This window comes from Enterococcus sp. AZ129 (assembly GCF_051714505.1).
In the GTDB taxonomy this organism is placed as follows: domain Bacteria; phylum Bacillota; class Bacilli; order Lactobacillales; family Enterococcaceae; genus Enterococcus; species Enterococcus faecalis.
Genome location: NZ_JBIORY010000001.1, coordinates 2018716 through 2034473, shown reverse-complemented (window position 1 = coordinate 2034473; position 15758 = coordinate 2018716). Strand labels below are relative to the sequence as shown.

The following is a 15758-nucleotide window of genomic DNA, read 5'->3' as shown; positions in this document are numbered from 1 at the left end:
TTAAGCGAAAGTTTATGTATAATCTTCATGTGATAGTAAGGAGGAGTATTAAATGTTTCATTTTGTAATAAAAGGAACAGGTTTTTCTAGTAAAAATTTGCAAGAGATTAAAGTTTATGAAGAGACACTTTTTTGTATAGATGAGGCCGGAGTAATTCAGGAAATAATTGAACCAGATGCTGAAGCGTATGAAACTGTGCTAGCAGAACAAAAAGAGGCACAACGTTTTCAAGAATTGCCCCAAGATTCTTATCTTTTACCCGGCTTTGTTGATTTACATGTCCATGCACCTCAGTGGGCACAATCTGGGACCGCCTTGGATATTCCATTGTATGAATGGCTGAATACGTACACGTTTCCTTTGGAGTCCAAATTTGCAGATTTAACATTTGCCCAACAAGTCTATGATGAACTGGTAACCCAATTGTTAGCTAATGGGACAACAACAGCCCTTTATTTTGCAACCATTCATTATGAAGCTAGCCGTCGTTTGGCAGAGATTTGTGCGGAAAAAGGGCAGCGTGGCTTAATTGGCAAAGTTGTAATGGATGATCTTAATGAGAATCCTGAATACTATCGTGATCAAACAACGCAACAAGCATTAGAAGAAACGGAACGGTTTATTCAAGAAATTCAAGCATTAGCGCAGCAAACAAAACAAGGCGTGTATCCCGTTGTAACTCCGCGTTTCATTCCTAGTTGTACAGAAGAAGCACTTAAAGGATTAGGAGAATTAGCAGCGAAATATCAAGTCCATGTTCAAAGTCATTGTAGTGAGAGTGATTGGGAACATCAATTTGTTCAAGAACGTTTTGGAAAAAATGATGCTCAAGCATTGAATGATTTTGGTTTATTGACAGAAAAAGCAGTGATGGCACATGCAGGCTTTTTAGAAGAAGCAGATATGAATTTATTCCATGAAACAGGGACGGCTGTGGCGCACTGCCCAATCTCTAATGCTTATTTTGGCAATGCAGTAACACCGATTGCAAAATTAGTACATCAACATCAAGTAGAAGTTGGTTTAGGTAGTGATCTTTCAGGTGGTTTTTCACCAAGTCTTTTTGACAATTTAAAGCAAGCGGTTATTTCTTCTAGAATGTTAGAAGATGGTGTCGATGCTACAAAAAAACCAGAAGTACGAGGTGTTAAAACAGCACGGATTACAGTAAATGAAGCGTTTTATTTAGCTACTGCTGGTGGTGGTCAAGCGCTAAGTTTGCCAATTGGAAAATTAGAAAAAGGGTATGCTTGGGATGTTCAAATTATTAATACAAGCTTGTCACAAGCACGAATCCCTAAAAATCCAGGGGAATCATTGCTTGATATTTTCCAAAAAATCTTATATTTAGCACGACCAGAAAATATTCGAGAAGTCTGGGTACAAGGTGAAAAAGTACATGATAAAAATTTAATGTCAGCAACTAAAGGAGTATAAAAAATGAGTGAAAAGAAACAAAATAATCTTCATTTAACAGTGGGGCCAGAAGATTCAGTATCTTTTGGGCAGGCCACTATGTTAGGGATTCAGCATGTCTTAGCAATGGACGTGTACGTCGTACCTGTGATCATTGCTTCAATTATTGGGATTAGCACAGCACAAACGTCTTCTTTAATCCAAGCAACATTCATAGCAGCAGGACTTGCCACGATTATTCAATCTCATTTTTGTATGAGATTACCAGTTGCGCAAGGCCCTTCATTTATTCCAATCGGGGCAATTGCAGGAATTTATTTTGCCAATAACCAACAAGGAAATGGCTGGGGCGCAGTTTTAGGTGCTAGTTTAGTGGGGGCAATTGTTGTTATTATATTAGGATTTACTGGTATCTTTAATCGTTTAATCACTAAATTTGTTCCACCAATTGTGGGAGGAACAATTATTTTTGTGGTGGGGCTTTCGTTAATGCCAGTCGCTTTATCGGATAATATTTACCACGCAAAAGGGGAATTAGGACAAAATATTTTATTAGCATTTATAGCAGCGGGTACGTTGATCTTCTTTGCGCTCTTAGGTTCTGCTTTGAAAAAAGGGCGGATTTTCCGCGTTTCTTCTGTCATTTTGGCATTATTATTTGGGAGCATCGCGGCACAATTATTAGGGGTACTTGATTTATCAGCCGTTAGTGAAGCGGCTTGGTTTAGTTTGCCTCAGTTACCATTAGTTAACTTTTCTTTCCAATTTGATTGGTCAGCTATTGCCACGATGTTAGTTATTTATCTGGTTTTAATGGCGGAAACAACAGGCACTTGGTTTGCTGTGAGTCATGTTGTCGCTGAACCTTTGACCGAAGAAAAAATTAATCGCGGCGTAATTGGTGAAGGCTTAGGTTGCTTAGTTTCTTCATTCATTGGCGGCACGCCAGTAACTAGTTACTCTACAAATGCTGGGATTATTTCAATCACTGGAGTTGCTAGTCGCAAGGTTTTTGTGGCTGCAGGTGCGTGGTTTGTCTTATTTGGCTTATCTGGAAAACTTTCCACCTTGATTTCGGCCATTCCGGCACCAGTTATCGGCGGTGTTTTTGTGGTCGTTTGTGGCATCATTTCTGTAAGTGGAATGAAAGTCATGAGTGATGTAACAATTCATGAAAAAGAGATGTATGTAATTGCCGTTCCGATTATTATGACGTTAGCGTTGACATTGTTACCAAAAGAGTTTTTGGAAACTCTACCACAATTTTTACAATATTTATTTAGTTCACCCGTGGCAACTGCCTCAATTGTTGCTATTTTATTGCAGGCCATTTTACCAAACGTTCAAGAAGGGTAAAAAGATTAATTTTCGTTAAAACGCCTTTGACAAGTGGCGGTAAATAGTGTAAATTAACAATGGTGTTTGTAAACACGAACGTTAAATGACCGAATGTTCGGTTTTTACGTTATTTTTGTAAATAACTAGGAGGCAGTAAGTATGAAAGTTTTTGATTATGAAGATGTTCAATTAATTCCCAATAAATGTATCGTGAATAGTCGTTCTGAATGTGATACTACAGTAACTTTAGGAAAACATTCGTTTAAAATGCCTGTCGTTCCAGCGAACATGCAAACAATTATTGATGAAACGATTGCGGAAACCCTTGCTGAAAATGGTTATTTTTATATCATGCATCGGTTTGATGAAGAGGCGCGAGTGCCATTTATTAAAAAAATGCAACAAAAGGGCTTAATCACGTCAATTAGTGTGGGTGTGAAAGAAGGGGAATACGCTTTTGTTGAAACGTTAGCCCGAGAAGGTTTAGTTCCTGACTACGTGACAATTGATATCGCCCATGGTCATTCAAATGCGGTGATTAATATGATTCAACACTTGAAAAAATCTTTACCAGAAACGTTCGTTATTGCGGGCAATGTTGGAACACCAGAAGCCGTTCGCGAATTAGAAAACGCTGGAGCCGATGCCACCAAAGTGGGGATTGGACCAGGAAAAGTATGTATTACTAAAATTAAGACTGGCTTTGGGACAGGTGGCTGGCAGTTAGCGGCTTTACGTTGGTGTGCCAAAGCTGCTCGGAAACCAATTATTGCAGATGGTGGAATTCGGACCCATGGAGACATTGCAAAATCTGTGCGTTTTGGGGCAACTATGGTCATGATTGGTTCATTATTTGCTGGACATGAAGAATCACCAGGTGAGACAAAAGTGGAAGATGGTGTTGTTTACAAAGAATACTTTGGTAGCGCCTCTGAATTCCAAAAAGGCGAAAAGAAAAACGTTGAAGGCAAAAAAATCTGGTTACGCCATAAAGGGAAGTTGGCAGATACTTTAGTCGAAATGCAACAAGATTTACAATCTTCCATTTCATACGCGGGAGGTCGCGATTTAGAAGCGATTCGTAAAGTTGATTATGTGATTGTAAAAAATTCTATTTTTAATGGTGATACCATTTAACATTCAACTATAGACTGAAAAGAAGACAGCACGTAGTGCAGAAATTAAAATGATTTCTGCATTACGTGCTTTTTTTACTTTACCTATCGTAGTAATCGTGTTAAGATAATTACAACGACAGACGTAGTACGATAGTTGAAGTACTTGAGGGAGGAATTTATGTGATTGGTAGTGATGCAATTCGAGGATACAACGATACCTTTATTCTCTCAATCTTACAATCCGGCGCTTCATATGGTTATGCGATTTCTAAACGCATTCGTGAAATTTCTAAAGAACAATATTCGATTAAAGAAACGACACTTTATTCTGCTTTTACACGTTTAGAGAAAAATGGCTACATTGAATCATTTCCAGGAGAAGTAACGCATGGCAAAAAGCGGACCTATTATCAAATAACCCATGCAGGAGAGTGTTATTTAGAGGAAAAGTTACTAGAATGGGAAGTAACAAAAGACGTCGTCGAAGCATTTGTAAAGGAGATGGGAAAATGAAAATTATAGAAGAATTTATTGATAGTTTATTTTCAGGTGTTGTTGAAACATCTGAAACAAAACAATTAAAGGCGGACTTATTAGCAAATGCTGAGGATCGTTATGAAGATTTGCTCAGCCAAGGAAAATCGGAAAATGAAGCAATTGGTACAATTATTTCTGAATTTGGTACTATTGATGAATTAATGGAAGAATTGAATTTAGAAAATAAACAAGTGGATGAAACAAACGATTCAATGAACGGTTTGCCAGAAATTTCAGTGGAGGAAGGACTTGACTATTTAGCTGTCCAACGTAAAGGTGCTATTCAAATTGGCCTTGGTGTTGTTGCAATCATGGTGGGTGTTGGCTTGCTGGTTGGTATGCGTGGTGTTCTTTCTAACGGTCTTGGTTTAGTTTGTCTTTTCATAGGTGTGGCAATCGGCGTTCCATTATTTATTGTTGCTGGTAATCGGTTTGTTGCAATGGACAAACAACTGGGGCAACGATTGATTCCGATTAAGTTAAAAAAAGAAGTTGCACAAAGAGAACAAAGTTTTCAACGATCATTTATTTTTTGTATGGCAGCGGGCGTCGTTTTTTGTATTTTGGGTTTAATCCCAGTTGTTGTCTTTAGTAGTGGCCTTCATCTGATGATGCGCCGTTCCATGCATCAAATGATGGGCGGACAGTATTATAATGGAACGATGGGGATTAGTTGGCTCTTCTTTTTAGTATCGGTTGGCGTCTTCTTGTTTATATTTGGTGGAGTAATTAAAGGAAGTTTTAATAAATTGTTGAATGAAACTTATTTTTATTCAGAACATGTTGGTCATCCTGATTTTGCCCCTCAGCAAACAAAAACAGAGGAAGGACCTGTGGGAAATCCTGTCGGTGCAATTATTGCATCCGTTTATTGGCCCTTAGTTGTTGCACTCTATTTATTTATTAGTTTTGTTTTAGGGGATTGGCGGTTTAGTTGGTTAATCTTTATGTTCGCAGGAATCTTTTATAACACCATCCAAGCATTTTTACACAAACATTGAGACAAACCTGTTAATAGTAAAACAGAAAAGTGGGACATTCGTCAAAACGGCTGCCCCACTTTTCTTGTATTTTCGATTGACAAAAGCATTAAACTGGATTACTTTTAACTCATCCAATTGTTGAGGTGATGGCTATGTGGCAACTTAAAAAAGAACAAAGTGTTCCCATTTATCGGAGTATTATGGAAATGATTGTTCAAAAGATTCAAACAGGCGAATTATTACCAGGCGAAAAAATCCCTTCGGAACGTAAACTGGCAGAATACTTGTCTGTCAATCGTTCAACCGTTGTTCATGCATTAGATGAACTGGTGGACTTAGGCTGGATTGTGCGAAAAAGAGGGAGTGGAACGATTGTCAACGAAGGGAAATGGGGGGTAATGATGACACCACGAACGGATTGGCATCGTTATTTAGAACAAAATGTGTTCAAACAAGTTCATCCCTTGGTGACAGAGATTGAGTTACGAGCTAAACAAAATTTGCCGACTGACTTAGATATGTATACAGGCGAGTTGCCGTTAGACTTAATTCCCAGTTTCGATTTTCCAGCATTAAATTGGAAACAATTTTTAAAAGAGGAAGCACAAGATGAATTAGGTTATTTGCCGTTAAGAAAAGAAATCCAAGCCATTACAGCAACGGAATATCAGCTTCATTTACCAAGTGAAAGTTTATTGCTTACTTCAGGTGCGCAACAAGCACTTTTTTTAGTTTTGCAAGTTTTATTGAGACAAGGAGATAGTGTTGCCGTAGAAGATCCATCTTTCTTCTATGCCTTACCAATTTTCCAAGCTGCTGGTGTGCGCTTATTTGGTGTGCCCATGACAGAGGAAGGGATTGATCTTGAAGCGCTAGAACAAACAATCCGACAACATCGCATCAAAATGGTTATGGTTAATCCTTCCTTTCAAAATCCGACTGGGACAGTGATGCCTTTGAGAAAAAGAGAACAGCTCGTGAAAGTCTGTCAAACGTATCAAGTTCCTATTTTAGAAGATGATGTTTTTGGGCAGCTAAGTTTTATACCGAAAACAGAAATTCCTCCTTTAAAAAAATTAGATCCAGATAATGTCTTGTATATCGGTTCGTTGTCAAAAATTTTAGGTTCGACCACGAAAATTGGTTGGTTAAGTGCGCCCCCCTCTGTGACGAAACAAATTGCAGAAGCCAGAAAAATGATGGATGTTTCGTTGAGTATTTTTCCGCAGATGCTCGCTAAAATGGCGATTGAAGATCCTTCTTTTTCTGAAAAAATTACGTTATTAAATAAACAAGTGGAACAACGAGCAACAGCTGTATATCAAGTATTTAAATCGTTGCCAGAATGGGAAGTTTCGCCAGTAAAAGGCGGCTTTTATTTATGGGCACATTGGCGTCAAGGGGCAATTAAGTCAGAAGATTGGCAAGTGTTTTTACGAGAAGGTGTTTTGGTAGCACCAAGTGTAGCTTTTAGTGAAAAACGTGGAAGTATTCGCTTGAACTGTTCCCGAATTTCACCAGAAGAAATGCCTCTTTTTTGTGAGCGAATGGTACGGATTACACGACAGCTTTCTGAAAATAGACAAACAAAAATAGAACACTAAGTAAGATTTTTCTTATAAAAATCATTTGCTGAGAGAAAACGCTACAACTTCCCTTTTCTAAACGAATATCCAATGCTATACTTAAAAAGTAAAAACAAAAAAACAAATGAGGTGTTTTCCATGTCTTGGGAACAAGTTTACCAACAATGGTTAAATGAAGAAAATATTCCAGAAAATTTAAAAAATGAATTAAAGGACTTAAATACAGACCCTGAAAAATGTGAAGATGCATTTTACGCACCATTAGAATTTGGGACTGCCGGGATGCGCGGGATTTTAGGCGCCGGTATTAATCGGATGAATATCTTTACAGTTCGTCAAGCGACAGAAGGGCTTGCACGTTTTATGGATACGCAAGATCCTGAAACAAAACGTCGCGGTGTAGCCATTGCCTATGATTCACGTCATATGTCTCCAGAATTTGCAATGGAAGCAGCTAAAACATTAGCTAAACATGATATTCCTTCTTTTGTGTTTGAAAGCTTACGACCAACACCAGAATTATCTTTTGCGGTCCGTTACTTTAAAGCTTTTGCGGGAATCATGATTACGGCTTCTCACAATCCAGCTGCCTATAATGGCTACAAAGTCTATGGTGAAGACGGTGGTCAAATGCCGCCAGCTGATGCAGATGCATTGACTAAATATGTTCGTAGTATCGAAAATCCTTTGAAAATTGATGTCTTATCAGATGAAGAAGTTGCCCACAGCGGTTTAATTAACATTGTTGGTGAAGAAGTCGATAACGCGTATTTGAAAGAAATTAAAACAGTTACGATTAATCAAGAATTAATTAACGAAATGGGTAAAGAATTAAAATTAGTTTACACTCCCTTACATGGAACTGGGAAAATGTTAGGAGAAAAGGCATTAAAACAAGCCGGTTTTGAAAAATTTGTTTTAGTACCTGAGCAAGCCGTTGCTGATCCTGACTTTACTACAGTTAAGTCACCAAACCCTGAAGAACATTCAGCTTTTGAATACGCGATTCGTTTAGGGGAAAAAGAAGGCGCTGATTTATTGATTGCAACAGATCCAGATGCTGATCGTTTAGGTGCTGCTGTGCGGATGCCAAACGGAGACTACCAAGTATTAACAGGAAATCAATTAGGTTCAATTATGATTCATTATATTTTAGAAGCCCATCAACAAGCAGGCACGTTGCCTCAAAATGCTGCGGTTCTAAAATCAATCGTTTCTAGTGAACTTGCTACAGCGATTGCTGAGAAATATAATACGAAGATGTTTAATGTTTTAACAGGTTTCAAATTTATTGCTGAAAAAATTCAACAATACGAAGAAGCCCACAGTCAAACGTTTATGTTTGGTTTTGAAGAAAGTTATGGTTACTTAGTGAAACCTTTTGTTCGTGATAAAGATGCAATTCAAGCGTTAGTTTTATTAGCAGAAGTAGCGGCTTTCTATAAAAAACAAGGAAAAACATTATACGATGGCTTACAAGATATCTTTGAAGAATTTGGTTACTTTGAAGAAAAAACTATTTCCGTAACAATGAGCGGAATTGAAGGCAGCGGTAAAATCAAAGCTTTAATGGCAAAATGTCGTGAACAAGCGCCAACTGAGTTTGCCGGGATTCAAGTTGCTCAAACGGAAGATTTTAAAGAATTAACACGCACTTTTGCAGATGGTCAAACAGAACAATTACAAACGCCTCCTTCTGATGTGTTGAAATATCATTTAGAAGATGGCAGTTGGATTGCTATCCGACCATCAGGAACAGAACCAAAAATTAAATTCTATCTAGCAACAAAAGCAACAAGTAGTTCAGAAGCTTCTGAAAAAATTGCTGCGTTTGAAGCAGTCGTTAATGAATTAACAAAATAAAATAAACGAAACAGGCTGTACGGAAAAAAGTACGAATGTTAGTGTTTGTGTCAAAAGTCAATTGACTTTTGGCGCAAACACTTTATTTAACTAAGGAGGGAATGCTATGAAAATTGGCTTTATCGGTGCTGGCAGTATGGGCGGTGCCATGATTAAAGGGTTACTGAAAGCTGAGGCAGTCAAGAAGGAACATTTATATGTGAAAGGCGGATCAAGTGGAACAGCAGAAGCACTTCAAAAAGAGTGGGGCTTTCAACTTGTCACAGATTATGCACTTTTCCAAGAATGTAAGGTTATTTTTATTGCGACAGGAGCAAAGGTCGTGTTACCTGTCCTTCAGGAATTAGCTCCTCATTTTTCCAACGAAAGTTTATTGATTTCTGTTGCAACAGGTCATACCATACAAGAAGCACAAATGGCTCTTGGCAATAAAGAAGCCAAAGTTGTTCATGCCATTCCTAATACACCAGTTAGCGTGAATCAGGGTGTGATTGGCGTAGCCTTGGCATCAACAATTGAAGGCCAAACGAAGGACCTGATAATGGAACTTCTTGCTACTTTAGGGTTAGTCAAAGAAATTCGTGAAGCGCAACTGGAAACTTTTGGTACTGTGGCTGGTTGCAGTCCAGCTTTTGTTGATATCTTTATGGAAGCATTGGGAGATGCAGCAGTCTTAGAAGGGTTACCAAGAGACTTATCTTATGAAATTGTCGCACAAATGATAAAAGGAACGGCGACCTTAGCCTTAGACACGAAAAAACACCCAGGAGCATTGAAAGATGAAGTGACTTCTCCAGGAGGAAGTACGATTCGCGGTGTCGTAGCTCTAGAAAAAAATGGCTTCCGTTATGCCGTGATGGATGCAGTTCAGCAAGCCAACCACGAATAGATGAAGAAAGTTGGAAAATCGACAAGTTTGTCATTTTTCCAACTTTCTTTGTGCCATATTTTTCGTAGGAAAGAACAATCGCAGTTCTTATTTTAAAAAACTCTGTGTTATAATGAGTGCAAAGTGAGGCGACTATAATGAAACAAATGGAAGAAATCAAACAAGTAAGTCAATTATATAAAGTATTAAGTGATCCAACACGTTTAAGAATTTTGCTACTTTTAAAAGAAGGCGAGCATAACGTAACGGCGATTAGTGAACAATTGGGAATGGAACAGTCCGCCGTTTCTCATCAACTAAAATTATTAAGAGATAGCCGGGTTGTCAAGGCACGTCGCGAAGGAAAAACGATTTTTTATACATTGGATGATCATCATGTAATAGATATTTTAAATCAGACCTTTGAGCATATTGAACATCGATAAAAAGTAGGAAAAAATAGCGTAACTAGAATAGCGCTGTTGATGGAGGTAAAAATGAAGGATACCTTAAAGATCGGGTTACTAGGATTAGGGACTGTAGGCACTGGCGTTTTAACTCTCTTGAAAGAACATCAAGAGAAAATTTCACAAGTGACAGGAATGAATGTAGTCATTGAAAAAGCATTTGTCCGAAATCTTGAAACGAAACAAGCGCAAGCGGAAGAATACGGTCTTTCTTTAACAACTTCAATTGATGATATTTTAGAAGATAAAGAGATTCAAATCGTTGTGGAATTAATGGGAACCATTGAACCAGCCAAAACGTATATCATGAAAGCTTTAGAAAAGGGCAAACATATTGTGACTGCCAATAAAGATTTACTGGCGCAACATGGGAGTGAATTAGTAGCGTTAGCCCAAAAACATCATTGTGATTTATATTACGAAGCAAGTGTTGCTGGCGGGATTCCAATTTTAAGAACAATTGCTAATAGCTTAGCGGCAGACAATATTCAACAAGTTTTAGGGATTGTGAATGGTACGACGAATTATATGCTTACGCAAATGGTTTCTGCTGATAAAAGTTATGAAGAAGCTTTAGCAGAAGCGCAAGCGTTGGGATTTGCTGAAGCGGATCCGACAAATGATGTCGATGGAATCGATGCAGCCTATAAAATGGTTATTTTAAGTCAATTTGCTTTTGGGATGAATGTTTCATTACCACAAGTTGATATTCGTGGAATTCGCGGATTGTCTTTAGATGATGTCGCCATGGCTAAACAACTGGGGTATGAAATCAAATTGATTGGCTCTGCTGAACAAAATGAGAATAGTATCTCGGTGGAAGTGGCGCCTATGCTAGTCAATCAAAAGCATCCTATTGCATCTGTTCGGAATGAGTACAATGCAGTATTTATAAAAAGTGCAGGCGTGGGCGAATCAATGTATTACGGTCCAGGAGCTGGCGCTAAACCGACAGCAACCAGTGTGGTCAGTGATTTAATTACGATTGCTAAAAACATTCGCTTGGCAACGACTGGCCATATGTTCAATTCGTATCAACATAAAACCCAATTGACGAGTTCCGAAAATGTATTTGGGCAGTACTATTTTTCATTAGATGTTCCAGATACACCAGGACAATTTTTGCAGTTGACGCAATTAATGACTAAAGCAGAAGTCAGCTTTGATCAATTAGTTCAACAGAAATCAGATGGACAGCGAGCAAGAATTGTTGCCATTACACACCAGATATCAAAAGCACAAATGCAACAAGTTGTGACAGCTATTCAAAATACGGAAGCCTTTCAGTTATTGAATGTAATGAAGGTTATAGGAGATGAGTAAACATGTATGAAGGTTTGTTAAAACAGTATCAAGCGTATTTGCCCGTAACAGAAAAAACACCAATGATTTCTTTAGCCGAAGGAAATACGCCACTGATTCCTTTACCTAATTTATCCAAAGAATTAGGTATTCAATTATATGGAAAATACGAAGGCTTAAATCCCACTGGCTCATTCAAAGATCGCGGGATGGTGATGGCTGTAGCAAAAGCGGTAGAAGAAGGTGCCAAAGCGATTGTTTGTGCTTCTACAGGAAATACTAGTGCCGCCGCTGCTGCGTATGCCACAAGAGCAGGCATTAAAGCGTATGTAGTGATTCCAGAAGGAAAAATCGCACTGGGAAAATTGGCGCAAGCTATTATGTATGGGGCAGACATTATTTCGATTCCAGGTAACTTTGATGAAGCATTAAAAGCGGTGCGAGAGATTGCGAAAACTGAGGCAGTTGCGCTAGTTAATTCAGTGAATCCTTATCGCTTAGAAGGGCAAAAGACAGCAGCTTTTGAAGTTTGTGAACAATTAGGTCAAGCGCCCGATGTCTTAGCGATTCCAGTTGGAAATGCCGGCAATATTTCCGCTTACTGGAAAGGCTTTAAAGAATGGCATGAAAAACAAGGAACAACTTTACCAAGAATGCATGGTTTTGAAGCAGAAGGTGCCGCAGCGATCGTGAAAGGCCAAGTGATTGAGCAACCTGAAACCGTGGCAACAGCGATCCGGATTGGAAATCCTGCTAGTTGGCAATTAGCAGAACAGGCACGTGATGAATCGGGTGGTTTCATTGATGCCGTGACAGATCAAGAAATTTTAACGGCTTACCGAAAAATTGCTGCTCAAGATGGGGTTTTCATTGAACCTGGTTCGGCTGCTTCATTAGCTGGAGTTATTCAACATGTTAAAAGCGGTAAAATCAAAGCAGGTGAAACCGTCGTGGCAGTCTTTACTGGTAACGGGCTGAAAGATCCTGATACAGCAATGGAGACAGAAGTAGCTATTTCAAAAATGAGTGACGTGGAAGAAATGCGTCTGCACTTACGAAAAGGAGTCGCAACACTATGAAAATAAGAGTACCTGCCACTAGTGCCAACTTAGGACCTGGCTTTGATTCATGTGGCATTGCATTATCCGCTTATTTAACAATCAACGTTTTAGGTGAAAGTGAATTTTGGGAAATTCAACATACTTTGGGAGAAGAGATTCCTACTAATGAAGAGAATTTATTAATTCAAACGGCATTGAAAATTGCACCAGAATTAACACCAAAAGTTATTCGGATGGTTTCTGACATTCCCCTTGCAAGAGGACTAGGCAGTAGCTCAAGTGTGATTGTAGCAGGCATTGAATTAGCTAACCGACTAGCACATTTAAATTTGTCCCCTAAAGAAAAAGTCCGTTTGGCCACAGAGATGGAAGGACATCCGGATAATGTTGCCCCAGCTATTTTAGGAGATTTCGTGGTGGCTAGCCATGTAGAAAACCAAGTCTACCATGTCAAACATCACTTTCCAATGTGTGATGTCATTGCATTTATTCCAGAGGAACCGTTATTTACCGAAAAAAGTCGCGCTGTTTTGCCCGAAAAATTGGCTTATAAAGAAGCAGTCGCGGCCAGCTCAATTGCCAATGTTATGATTGCCGCAATTTTAAACGGGGATTTACCTTTAGCAGGCAAAATGATGGAACAAGATAAATGGCATGAAACGTATCGTCGTTCATTGGTTCCTCACTTAAAAGAAATTCGTCGTTTAACTCAGCAAAAAGGTGCTTATGGCTCTTTCTTAAGCGGTGCTGGACCTACTGTGCTAATCTTGTCGCCAGAAGAACGAACCAACGAAATTGTTCAAAGTTTGGAAAAATTGTCTACCAAAGCGAGCATTCAAATTTTCAATATTGATCAAGAAGGCGTTCAAGTCTTTTAAAAAAACGAGAAAAAATCACTAGTGATTTTTTCTCGTTTTTTTTTTAATCCTCGGCTGTTTCCGTGGAATAATAACTATGATCTTCTAAGTTCAAAGCATTAAGAATCATTGAGGCAGTTTCTTCAATTGAAAGAGAAGCGACATCAATAACGATACAACCTAATTTTTGATAAAGATCATTAGCAAAAGCCAGTTCTCGCCGAATTTTTTCAATATCTGAATAAGAAGTATTTTCAGGTAATCCATATGCGCGCATTCGTTCTTTACGAATCCCGTTTAAAACATTGGGATCGTTGGTTAAGCCAACAATTTTTTTAGGGTCCATTTCGAATAATTGTTTCGGTAAATGTGCTTCAGGAATTAGTGGCAAATTAGCAACTTTTAAGTTCTTGTTGGCTAAAAAGAGACTTAGCGGTGTTTTAGAAGTTCGGGAAACGCCAAGAAGTAACACATCCGCTTCTAAAAAGCCTCGTGGGTCCTTGCCATCGTCATATTTGACAGCAAATTCCATTGCTTCAATTCGTTTAAAATAATTTTCATTCAAATGATGTAAGGCACCTGGTTCCCGCATGGGCGCGACACCTGTTAATCGTTCGATTTCCGCAACTGGTGGTGTCAAAATGTCAAAATGGAACAATTGATGCTCATTGAAAAATTGATTAGCAATCGCCACGAGATGATCATTAATAATAGTATGCAGTACCATGGCCTCTGCTTTTTTGGCATCTTCTAACGCTTGCACCAGTTTATCTTCGTCTTTAACGAATGTTCGTCTAATCAAAGTAAAATCAACAGTGGGGTACTGGGCCATTGAAGCAGCCGCCAATTTTGAAGCGGTCTCGCCAGCAGAATCTGAGATGACAAAAATCGTCACACATTTTTTTTCTTCAGAAATAGTCATAGAGGGTAAGTCCTTTCTTGCATTTTTAATAATTTTATTATACCATAAGTCCAGAATCTATTTCGTAATGATTCTGATTTAGGTTGGCGAGGGAGGAAATGGCGATGGCACCAGTAAAAACCAATATTGAACAAGCCTTAGAAACCATGAAAGCCAGTGGATTAAAATATACTAAAAAACGAGAATTACTGATGAGCTATTTGATTAAGCGAAATCGGTATGTTTCTGCACGTGAAGTGTATGAATTTATGAATGAAACCTTTAAAGGAGTCAGTTATGATACGGTTTATCGTAACTTGCATGACTTTGAGCGCTTGGAATTGCTGGAAAAAACAGAATTAAATGGCGAGCAAAAGTTTCGCTTCCGTTGTTGCCAAGAGGTGGAACATCATCATCACTTTATTTGTACGGTTTGTGGCAAAACGGAAGAAATTCACATGTGTCCGATGAATTTTTTCGAAGAACAGTTAAAAGGTTGTTCAATTGAGGGACATCGCTTTGAAATACTTGGTCGTTGTGCCGATTGTTGCGAAAAATAGCGAATAAGACGAAAAATCAAACAAAAATTTCGTATTTTATCAGTAGAGTGGTTGACGGTTATTTATGCTTTAGCTATAATATAACAAGGACAGTATTTTAATTTGTGGGTTTTTCCCACAAATAAGAAAAACGGTTACTTTTTAAGCTCGGAGGGAGGGAATAACATGTCAAAAACAGTCGTTCGTAAAAACGAATCTCTTGATGATGCTCTTCGTCGCTTCAAACGTTCCGTTTCAAAAGCGGGTACTTTACAAGAATCACGTAAACGTGAATTCTACGAAAAACCAAGTGTAAAGCGTAAGAAAAAATCTGAAGCAGCTAGAAAACGTAAAAAATTCTAGTTTTGAATGAATTGGAGTTGGTGGTATGTCATTGCTAACCACATTGAATGACGACATTAAAACAGCGATGAAAGCTAAAGACAAAGAAACTTTAGCCGTACTTCGTATGTTAAAGACTGCCATTCAAAATGATCAGATTAAAGCGGGCCGTGAATTGAACGGAGAAGAAGAACTCACTGTATTGTCTCGTGAGATGAAACAGAGAAAAGATTCTTTATCAGAGTTTGAAAAGGCGGGACGCGACGATCTTGTTGAAAAAGTAAAAGTTGAAATAGCAATTGTTGAAAAATATATGCCTCAACAACTAACGGAGGAAGAAATTCGTCAACTAGTTCAAGAGGTAATGACGCAAACTGGCGCCACTTCACCAAAAGATTTTGGTAAAGTGATGGGCGCTATGATGCCGAAAGTCAAAGGCAAAGCCGATGGCAACCAAGTTAACGCAATTGTGAAAGAATTATTACAAGAAAACTAAGAGCGTTATCGAAACTAGGACAGGATACTGTCCTAGTTTTTTTATGCAAAGAGAAAACCGGTAGCTTTTTACGGTTTTCTCTT

At 38.5% G+C, this 15758-nt stretch carries 16 protein-coding genes; 15 read left to right on the top strand and 1 reads right to left on the bottom strand.

Annotation, left to right across the window (positions count from 1 at the left end; all coding sequences use genetic code 11):
• The first annotated feature begins 52 nt into the window (after positions 1 to 52).
• From guaD to thrB, 12 genes are all read left to right on the top strand, one after another.
• Positions 53 to 1438: a guanine deaminase gene (guaD, locus tag IGJ90_RS09950; RefSeq protein WP_002367060.1), complete on the top strand. Its 1386-nt coding sequence runs from the start codon at positions 53 to 55 to the stop codon at positions 1436 to 1438.
• Between the two features lie 3 nt (positions 1439 to 1441).
• Positions 1442 to 2773: a nucleobase:cation symporter-2 family protein gene (locus IGJ90_RS09945; protein ID WP_002359736.1), complete on the top strand. Its 1332-nt coding sequence runs from the start codon at positions 1442 to 1444 to the stop codon at positions 2771 to 2773.
• A 141-nt stretch (positions 2774 to 2914) separates the two neighbouring features.
• A complete protein-coding gene (gene guaC, locus IGJ90_RS09940) occupies positions 2915 to 3892 on the top strand; it encodes a GMP reductase (RefSeq protein ID WP_002356720.1) in 978 nt (325 codons plus the stop codon).
• Positions 3893 to 4053: 161 nt separating this feature from the next.
• On the top strand, positions 4054 to 4386 hold the full coding sequence (locus IGJ90_RS09935; RefSeq protein ID WP_002367058.1) for a PadR family transcriptional regulator: 333 nt from the start codon (positions 4054 to 4056) through the stop codon (positions 4384 to 4386).
• Positions 4383 to 5411, top strand: a complete 1029-nt coding sequence (locus IGJ90_RS09930) for a permease prefix domain 1-containing protein (protein ID WP_002356724.1) — start codon at positions 4383 to 4385, stop codon at positions 5409 to 5411. Before IGJ90_RS09935 ends, IGJ90_RS09930 begins: the two co-directional genes overlap by 4 nt.
• A 134-nt stretch (positions 5412 to 5545) precedes the next feature.
• Positions 5546 to 6997 carry a PLP-dependent aminotransferase family protein gene (locus IGJ90_RS09925; protein WP_002367055.1) on the top strand — a complete coding sequence of 484 codons (1452 nt, stop codon included), beginning with the start codon at positions 5546 to 5548 and terminating at the stop codon, positions 6995 to 6997.
• A gap of 120 nt (positions 6998 to 7117) precedes the next feature.
• Positions 7118 to 8842, top strand: a complete 1725-nt coding sequence (locus IGJ90_RS09920; protein ID WP_438768328.1) for a phospho-sugar mutase — start codon at positions 7118 to 7120, stop codon at positions 8840 to 8842.
• 106 nt (positions 8843 to 8948) lie between these two features.
• On the top strand, positions 8949 to 9731 hold the full coding sequence (proC, locus tag IGJ90_RS09915; protein ID WP_438768057.1) for a pyrroline-5-carboxylate reductase: 783 nt from the start codon (positions 8949 to 8951) through the stop codon (positions 9729 to 9731).
• 116 nt (positions 9732 to 9847) lie between these two features.
• Positions 9848 to 10156, top strand: coding sequence for an ArsR/SmtB family transcription factor (locus IGJ90_RS09910; RefSeq protein WP_002356730.1), 309 nt, complete (start codon positions 9848 to 9850; stop codon positions 10154 to 10156).
• A 51-nt stretch (positions 10157 to 10207) separates the two neighbouring features.
• A complete protein-coding gene (locus tag IGJ90_RS09905; RefSeq protein ID WP_002356731.1) occupies positions 10208 to 11500 on the top strand; it encodes a homoserine dehydrogenase in 1293 nt (430 codons plus the stop codon).
• A gap of 2 nt (positions 11501 to 11502) precedes the next feature.
• The gene (gene thrC / locus IGJ90_RS09900; RefSeq protein ID WP_002356733.1) at positions 11503 to 12558 is read left to right on the top strand and encodes a threonine synthase; all 1056 of its coding nucleotides are present in this window, start codon (positions 11503 to 11505) and stop codon (positions 12556 to 12558) included.
• Positions 12555 to 13418, top strand: coding sequence for a homoserine kinase (gene thrB / locus IGJ90_RS09895; protein WP_002356734.1), 864 nt, complete (start codon positions 12555 to 12557; stop codon positions 13416 to 13418). Before thrC ends, thrB begins: the two co-directional genes overlap by 4 nt.
• Positions 13419 to 13461: 43 nt before the next feature.
• Here thrB and IGJ90_RS09890 read toward each other — a convergent pair whose 3' ends face one another.
• Positions 13462 to 14319, bottom strand: a complete 858-nt coding sequence (locus IGJ90_RS09890; RefSeq protein ID WP_002389973.1) for a pyruvate, water dikinase regulatory protein — start codon at positions 14317 to 14319, stop codon at positions 13462 to 13464.
• 98 nt (positions 14320 to 14417) lie between these two features.
• On the opposite strand from IGJ90_RS09890, the gene IGJ90_RS09885 reads away from it, so the two are divergent.
• From IGJ90_RS09885 to IGJ90_RS09875, 3 genes are all read left to right on the top strand, one after another.
• On the top strand, positions 14418 to 14858 hold the full coding sequence (locus IGJ90_RS09885) for a Fur family transcriptional regulator (protein WP_002387080.1): 441 nt from the start codon (positions 14418 to 14420) through the stop codon (positions 14856 to 14858).
• Between the two features lie 165 nt (positions 14859 to 15023).
• Positions 15024 to 15200, top strand: coding sequence for a 30S ribosomal protein S21 (gene rpsU / locus IGJ90_RS09880; protein WP_002356740.1), 177 nt, complete (start codon positions 15024 to 15026; stop codon positions 15198 to 15200).
• Between the two features lie 25 nt (positions 15201 to 15225).
• Complete coding sequence (locus IGJ90_RS09875; RefSeq protein WP_002356741.1) at positions 15226 to 15675, top strand: GatB/YqeY domain-containing protein; 450 nt, start codon at positions 15226 to 15228, stop codon at positions 15673 to 15675.
• The last annotated feature ends 83 nt before the right edge of the window (positions 15676 to 15758 follow it).

Coding starts and splice junctions, on each gene's coding strand:
- IGJ90_RS09875 (WP_002356741.1), top strand. CDS start 15,226: ATGTCATTGCTAACCACATTGAATGACGACATTAAAACAGCGATGAAA.
- guaD (WP_002367060.1), top strand. CDS start 53: ATGTTTCATTTTGTAATAAAAGGAACAGGTTTTTCTAGTAAAAATTTG.
- thrB (WP_002356734.1), top strand. CDS start 12,555: ATGAAAATAAGAGTACCTGCCACTAGTGCCAACTTAGGACCTGGCTTT.
- IGJ90_RS09885 (WP_002387080.1), top strand. CDS start 14,418: ATGGCGATGGCACCAGTAAAAACCAATATTGAACAAGCCTTAGAAACC.
- IGJ90_RS09925 (WP_002367055.1), top strand. CDS start 5,546: ATGTGGCAACTTAAAAAAGAACAAAGTGTTCCCATTTATCGGAGTATT.
- IGJ90_RS09905 (WP_002356731.1), top strand. CDS start 10,208: ATGAAGGATACCTTAAAGATCGGGTTACTAGGATTAGGGACTGTAGGC.
- thrC (WP_002356733.1), top strand. CDS start 11,503: ATGTATGAAGGTTTGTTAAAACAGTATCAAGCGTATTTGCCCGTAACA.
- IGJ90_RS09930 (WP_002356724.1), top strand. CDS start 4,383: ATGAAAATTATAGAAGAATTTATTGATAGTTTATTTTCAGGTGTTGTT.
- proC (WP_438768057.1), top strand. CDS start 8,949: ATGAAAATTGGCTTTATCGGTGCTGGCAGTATGGGCGGTGCCATGATT.
- IGJ90_RS09945 (WP_002359736.1), top strand. CDS start 1,442: ATGAGTGAAAAGAAACAAAATAATCTTCATTTAACAGTGGGGCCAGAA.
- guaC (WP_002356720.1), top strand. CDS start 2,915: ATGAAAGTTTTTGATTATGAAGATGTTCAATTAATTCCCAATAAATGT.
- rpsU (WP_002356740.1), top strand. CDS start 15,024: ATGTCAAAAACAGTCGTTCGTAAAAACGAATCTCTTGATGATGCTCTT.
- IGJ90_RS09920 (WP_438768328.1), top strand. CDS start 7,118: ATGTCTTGGGAACAAGTTTACCAACAATGGTTAAATGAAGAAAATATT.
- IGJ90_RS09890 (WP_002389973.1), bottom strand. CDS start 14,319: ATGACTATTTCTGAAGAAAAAAAATGTGTGACGATTTTTGTCATCTCA.